This window comes from Stenotrophomonas sp. HMWF023, assembly GCF_003060985.1.
Taxonomy (GTDB): domain Bacteria; phylum Pseudomonadota; class Gammaproteobacteria; order Xanthomonadales; family Xanthomonadaceae; genus Stenotrophomonas; species Stenotrophomonas lactitubi.
On sequence record NZ_QAIJ01000254.1, the window covers coordinates 1 to 7135 of the forward strand.

General features: G+C 62.7%; 5 protein-coding genes. All 5 read right to left on the reverse strand.

What is annotated here, in order from left to right; translation table 11 throughout:
- Positions 1 to 86, reverse strand: an 86-nt coding sequence (locus DBR20_RS14220; protein ID WP_033473206.1) for a GTP-binding protein, incomplete at its 3' end; no start/stop codon positions are given.
- 51 nt (positions 87 to 137) lie between these two features.
- Entirely contained in the window at positions 138 to 2279 is a 2142-nt protein-coding gene (fusA, locus tag DBR20_RS14225) for an elongation factor G (protein WP_100551644.1), read from the reverse strand.
- Between the two features lie 138 nt (positions 2280 to 2417).
- Complete coding sequence (gene rpsG, locus DBR20_RS14230) at positions 2418 to 2885, reverse strand: 30S ribosomal protein S7 (protein ID WP_089238997.1); 468 nt, start codon at positions 2883 to 2885, stop codon at positions 2418 to 2420.
- A gap of 12 nt (positions 2886 to 2897) precedes the next feature.
- Positions 2898 to 3272, reverse strand: coding sequence for a 30S ribosomal protein S12 (gene rpsL, locus DBR20_RS14235; RefSeq protein WP_025879344.1), 375 nt, complete (start codon positions 3270 to 3272; stop codon positions 2898 to 2900).
- Positions 3273 to 3666: 394 nt separating this feature from the next.
- Positions 3667 to 7135, reverse strand: a 3469-nt coding sequence (rpoC, locus tag DBR20_RS14240; protein ID WP_258223370.1) for a DNA-directed RNA polymerase subunit beta', incomplete at its 5' end; no start/stop codon positions are given.

The window sequence follows — 7135 nt, forward strand, 5'->3', positions numbered from 1 at the left end:
GTCAGCGTGGTCTTGCCGTGATCGACGTGACCGATGGTGCCGACGTTGACGTGCGGCTTGGTGCGCTCGAACTTACCCTTTGCCATTTCGTTCTACCTTTTAGTTCGTAAGTGGTTTGGAGGACCTGAGCGTTACGCTCAGGCCTTCTTCATGACTTCGTCGGCGATGTTGTTCGGCGCCGGCTCGTAGTGGTCAAATTCCATCGTGAAGGTGGCGCGGCCCTGGGTCTGCGAACGCAGCGAGGTCGCGTAGCCAAACATTTCGCCCAGCGGGATCATCGCGTTGATGATGCTGGCCGAACCGTCACCGGTGGTATCAGAACCCTGCAGAACGCCGCGACGACGGCTGACGTCGCCCATCACGTCACCCTGGTAATCCTCCGGGGTCACGATCTCGACCTTCATGATCGGCTCCAGCAGGACCGGCTTGGCCTTGCGGAAGCCTTCCTTGAAGGCCATCGAGGAAGCGAGCTTGAACGCCATTTCCGAGGAGTCGACGTCATGGTACGAGCCGAACACCAGCTTCACCTTGACGTCCACGACCGGGAAGCCAGCCAGCGGACCGCTGGTGATGGTTTCGCGCAGGCCCTTTTCGATCGACGGGATGAATTCCTTCGGAATCACGCCACCGGTGATGTCGTTGATGAACAGGAAGTCGTCCTTGATGCCCGGGGCGATCTTCGGATCTGCACGATCGGCATCGGTGATCGGCGACAGCTCGATCACGACGTGACCGTACTGACCCTTACCACCGGACTGCTTGGCGTGCTTGTAGTCCGACTTCACGTCCGACAGGGTGATCGTTTCGCGATACGCCACCTGCGGCTTGCCGACGTTGGCTTCAACGTTGAACTCGCGCTTCATGCGGTCAACGATGATGTCCAGGTGCAGCTCACCCATGCCCGAGATGATGGTCTGGCCGGATTCTTCGTCGGTCTTGACGCGGAACGACGGATCTTCCTGCGCCAGACGACCCAGTGCCAGACCCATCTTTTCCTGGTCGGACTTGGTCTTCGGCTCGACGGCCATCGAGATGACCGGCTCCGGGAACACCATGCGCTCGAGGATGATCGGCTGATCCATGGAGCACAGGGTGTCACCAGTGGTGGTGTCCTTCAGGCCCACGGCGGCGGCGATGTCGCCGGCCAGAACTTCCTTGATTTCTTCGCGGTTGTTGGAGTGCATCTGCAGGATACGGCCGATGCGCTCCTTCTTGCCCTTCACCGAGTTCAGCAGCTGGTCGCCTGCATTCAACGTGCCCGAGTAGACACGGAAGAAGGTCAGCGCGCCGACGAACGGATCGGTGATGATCTTGAAGGCCAGGGCCGAGAAGGGAGCCTTGTCGTCAGACTTGCGGCTCATTTCCTTGGTTTCATCGTCAACGTCGGTACCGGTCACGTCCGGCACGTCGATCGGCGACGGCAGCAGCTGGATCACGCCGTCCAGCATGGCCTGCACGCCCTTGTTCTTGAACGCCGAGCCGCAGTACATCGGCACGATGTCGGTCGCCAGGGTGCGCACGCGCAGGGCTTCGATGATCTCGGCCTCGGTCAGCTCATCGCCGCCCAGGTACTTGTCCATCAGCTCTTCGCTGGCTTCGGCAGCCGCTTCGATCATGAAGGTACGGGCTTCGGTCGCTTCAGCCAGCAGGTCGGCCGGCACATCGCTGTACTCGAACTTCATGCCCTGCGAGGCTTCATCCCAATGGATGGCCTTCATCTTCAGCAGATCGACGACGCCCTTGAAGCCTTCCTCAGCGCCGATCGGCAGCTGCATCGGAACGGCCTTGGCACCCAGCTTCGCCTTCAGCTGGCCGACAACCTTGGTGAAGTTGGCGCCGGTGCGGTCCATCTTGTTGACGAACGCGATGCGCGGCACCTTGTAACGGTTGGCCTGGCGCCACACGGTTTCCGACTGCGGCTGCACGCCACCGACGGCACACAGCACGAAGACGGCACCGTCGAGCACGCGCAGCGAGCGCTCCACTTCGATGGTGAAGTCGACGTGCCCCGGGGTGTCGATGATGTTGAAGCGGTGCTCCGGCAGGGACTTGTCCATGCCCTTCCAGAACGCGGTGGTCGCAGCGGACTGGATCGTGATGCCACGCTCCTGCTCCTGCTCCATCCAGTCCATGGTGGCGGCGCCGTCATGCACTTCACCGATCTTGTGGCTCTTGCCGGTGTAGAACAGGATGCGCTCGGACGTGGTGGTCTTGCCGGCATCGATGTGAGCCATGATGCCGAAATTGCGGTAACGCTCGATGGGAGTGGAACGGGCCACGGGGAGCCTCTCAGATTTCTTGGATTTCGGATGGCCGAACGCCGCCTTTCGGCGGCCTTCGGATTGGCGCAGCCCTTCTGGGGCCGCGAGGCAGCACCGAAATGGTGCTGCCCTGCCTGTTTTACAAGGCCGTCAAACTCACCAGCGGTAGTGGGCGAATGCCTTGTTGGCTTCGGCCATGCGGTGGGTTTCTTCGCGCTTCTTGATGGCGCCGCCACGGTTTTCCGCAGCGTCGATCAGTTCAGCGGCCAGCTTCTTCGGCATGGTGTTCTCACCACGCTTGCGCGCGGAGTCGATCAGCCAACGCATGGCCAGGGCCATCTTGCGCGAGGCGCGCACTTCGACCGGCACCTGATAGGTGGCACCACCGACACGGCGGGACTTGACTTCGACCGACGGAGCCACGTTTTCCAGAGCCTTCTGAACCAGCTCGACGGAATTCGGGTTCTTCTCACCGATCACGTCCATGGCGCCATAGACGATCTTTTCAGCGACCGACTTCTTGCCGCTCAGCATCACCATGTTGATGAAACGGGCGATGGTTTCGCTTCCGTGCTTCGGATCCGGCAGGACTGCGCGCTGCGGCGTATTACCTTTACGAGACATGTGTGCTTTCCCTTAGCTCTTCGGACGCTTGGCGCCGTACTTGGAACGGCCCTGGCGACGCTTGGCAACGCCGGAGGCGTCGAGCGAACCACGAACGGTGTGGTAACGCACACCCGGCAGATCCTTGACGCGACCGCCACGGATCAGGACCACGGAGTGCTCCTGCAGGTTGTGGCCTTCACCGCCGATGTAGGAAATCACTTCTTCCTGGTTGGTCAGGCGAACCTTGGCAACCTTGCGAAGCGCCGAGTTCGGCTTCTTCGGAGTAGTGGTGTAAACGCGCGTGCAAACGCCACGGCGCTGGGGGCACTTTTCGAGAGCCGGCGAGGCGCTCTTATAAGTGGTTGCCTGCCGCGGCTTGCGGACAAGCTGATTGATCGTCGCCATCAGTATGTTCTTCTGAGAGAGGCCGAAAAAAACCGGCCATGAATGCGGATATGTGCGAGCAGGCGAAAAACCGGCCTGCTGAGACAGACGATTGTAGCAACCTGACGAAAACGCGGTCAAATGCGCACACGCCAAGCCAGCCCTGATCCTGGGCCGTTACAGGGGAGCCTTCTCCATGCCCCCCGTTCAGGTTGTCGTCCGACCCATCGCTGGGCCGGGCGGCATCCTACCTCATCGAAAGCGAACAGACCAGCGGCCTGGGCCCTCGAGTGCAGATCCGGCCGGAACCGGATCTGCGTGATGCTTGTCCGGCACGAGGCCGGAACGTCCAGCAGGGACCGGCCGATGGCCGTCCCCTGCCCGATCGAGGTCCGGCCGGAGCCGGACCCGTCGATCAATCCTCGGCCTGCTCGGCGTCGGTCGATTCCACCACCACTTCCGGCGCAGCCACGGCCACGACGGCCGGTGCAGCAACCGGGGTGCCCGACAGGGTCTGCATTTCCGAATCGGTCAGCCCGCTCGCGTTGCGGCGGCGGTTGGCGTGGTAGGACAGACCGGTACCGGCCGGGATCAGACGGCCGACGATCACGTTTTCCTTCAGGCCGCGCAGGTTGTCCTTGGTGCCGCGGACGGCAGCCTCGGTCAGCACGCGGGTGGTTTCCTGGAAGGACGCCGCCGAGATGAACGACTCGGTTGCCAGCGAGGCCTTGGTGATGCCCAGCAGGACCGGGTCGAAACGGGCGATCAGCTCGTTGCGGGTGGTCAGGCGTGCATTTTCCTCGATGACGCGCTGGCGCTCGACCTGCTCGCCGTTCAGGAACTTGCTGCTGCCCTGATCGGTGATCTCGACCTTGCGCAGCATCTGGCGGGTGATCACCTCGATGTGCTTGTCGTTGATCTTCACGCCCTGCAGGCGGTACACGTCCTGGATTTCCTTGACCAGGTAGGCGGCCAGCGGCTCGACACCCAGCAGACGCAGGATGTCCTGCGGGCTCGGCTCGCCGTCGACGATGGTTTCGCCCTTGGTCACGTGCTCACCTTCGAACACGATGACCTGACGGTACTTCGGAATCAGCTCTTCGTGTTCCGAACCATCGGTGTCCTTGATGATCAGGCGCTGCTTGCCCTTGGTGTCCTTGCCGAAGCTGATGATGCCCGAACGCTCGGCCAGCACCGCCGGATCCTTCGGCTTGCGCGCTTCGAACAGATCGGCCACGCGCGGCAGACCACCGGTGATGTCGCGGGTCTTGGACGCTTCCTGCGGGATCTTGGCAACCACGTCACCCACGCCGACGGCAGCGCCGTCCTGCAGGTTGACGATCGAGCGCGGCGGCAGCAGGTACTGCGCCGGCAGGTCGGTGCCCGGAATCGACAGGTCGTTGCCCTTGCCATCGACGATGCGGACGATCGGGCGCAGATCCTTCGCCTGGGCGCCGCGGCGCTTCGGGTCGGTGATTTCGCGCGACGCCAGGCCGGTCAGCTCATCGGTCTTCTCGATGACGGTGATGCCGTCGACGAAGTCGATGAAGCGGATGAAACCAGCCACTTCCGAAACGATCGGGTGGTTATGCGGATCCCAGTTGGCCACGGTCTGGCCAGCCTTGACCGCATCACCGTCCTTGGAGGTGATGGTTGCGCCGTACGGCAGCTTGTAACGCTCACGCTCACGGCCGTGCGCATCGAGCACCGACATTTCGCCCGAGCGCGACACTGCGACCAGCGAGCCGTTGGCATGAGCCACCGACTTGAGGTTGCTGAACTTGACCGAGCCGGTGGTCTTGACGGTGATGTTGTCGACCGCAGCAGCTCGCGATGCCGCACCACCGATGTGGAACGTACGCATCGTCAGCTGGGTACCCGGCTCACCGATGGACTGGGCAGCGATGACGCCGACCGCTTCACCGATGTTGACCAGGTGGCCACGGGCCAGATCGCGGCCGTAGCAGCGACCGCAGACGCCGAAGGCCGATTCGCAGGAGATCGTCGAGCGGACCTTGATGGTCTGCACGCTGGCCTCTTCAAGCTTGGCGACCCATGCTTCGTCGAGCAGGGTGTTGCGGGTGACGATCGGATCTTCGTCGTTGCCCGGCAGGAACACGTCCTCGGCAACCACGCGACCCAGCACGCGATCCTTCAACGGCTCGACCACGTCGCCGCCTTCAACGATCGGGGTCATGATCAGGCCTTCGGAGGTACCGCAGTCCACCTCGGTGATCACCACGTCCTGCGCCACGTCGACCAGACGACGGGTCAGGTAACCCGAGTTCGCCGTCTTCAGCGCGGTATCGGCCAGACCCTTACGGGCACCGTGGGTGGAGTTGAAGTACTCCTGCACGTTCAGGCCTTCGCGGAAGTTCGCCTTGATGGGCGTCTCGATGATCGAGCCATCGGGACGGGCCATCAGGCCACGCATGCCGGCCAGCTGACGGATCTGCGCCTGGCTGCCTCGTGCACCGGAGTCGGCCATGATGTACAGGGAGTTCATCGACTTCTGGTCGATGGTCTCGCCCTTGGCATTGATGACCTTCTCGGTACCGATGGTGTCCATCATCGCCTTGGCGATGCGCTCATTGGTGCGCGACCAGATGTCGACCACCTTGTTGTAGCGCTCGCCGGCGGTGACCAGACCCGACTGGTACTGCTCCTGGATTTCCAGCACTTCGGCTTCGGCCTCGGTGAGGATGCCCTTCTTCTCGTCCGGGATCAGCATGTCGTCGATGCCGATCGAGACGCCGGCGCGGGTCGCGTAGGCGAAGCCGGTGTACATCAGCTTGTCGGCGAACACGACCGTGTCCTTCAGACCGAGCTGGCGGTAGCTGGAGTTGATCAGGCGGCTGATGTTCTTCTTGGTCAGCTCGGTGTTGGCCAGCGCGAACGGCAGGCCTTCCGGCAGGATTTCAGCCAGCAGGGCGCGACCGATGGTGGTATCCACGATCGAGGTCTTGCTCTGCTTGTTGCCTTCCTCGTCGGTCACCACCTCGGTGATGCGGACCTTGACGCGCGCGTGCAGTTCCACCACGCGGTTGTCGTAGGCGCGCTTGACTTCGGCGATGTTGGCGAAGGCCATGCCCTCGCCCTTCTTGTTTTCCAGCGAGCGGGTCATGTAGTACAGACCCAGCACGACGTCCTGCGACGGCACGATGATCGGCTCGCCGTTGGCCGGCGACAGGATGTTGTTGGTGGACATCATCAGCGCACGCGCTTCCAGCTGGGCTTCCAGCGAGAGCGGCACGTGGACGGCCATCTGGTCACCGTCGAAGTCGGCGTTGAACGCGGTGCAGACCAGCGGGTGCAGCTGGATGGCCTTGCCTTCGATCAGGACCGGCTCGAAGGCCTGGATGCCCAGACGGTGCAGGGTCGGCGCACGGTTCAGCATCACCGGATGCTCGCGGATGACCTCTTCCAGGATGTCCCAGACTTCGGCTTCTTCGCGCTCGACCAGCTTCTTGGCGGCCTTGATGGTGGTGGCCAGGCCACGACGCTGCAGCTTGGCGAACACGAACGGCTTGAACAGTTCGAGCGCCATCTTCTTCGGCAGGCCGCACTGGTGCAGGCGCAGGTACGGACCGACCACGATGACCGAACGGCCCGAGTAGTCGACGCGCTTGCCGAGCAGGTTCTGACGGAAGCGACCCTGCTTGCCCTTGATCATGTCGGCCAGCGACTTCAGCGGGCGCTTGTTGGTGCCGGTGATGGCACGGCCACGACGACCGTTGTCCAGCAGCGCATCGACCGATTCCTGCAGCATGCGCTTTTCATTGCGCACGATGATGTCCGGCGCGCTCAGTTCGAGCAGGCGGCGCAGGCGGTTGTTGCGGTTGATGACACGGCGGTACAGGTCGTTCAGATCGGAGGTCGCGAAG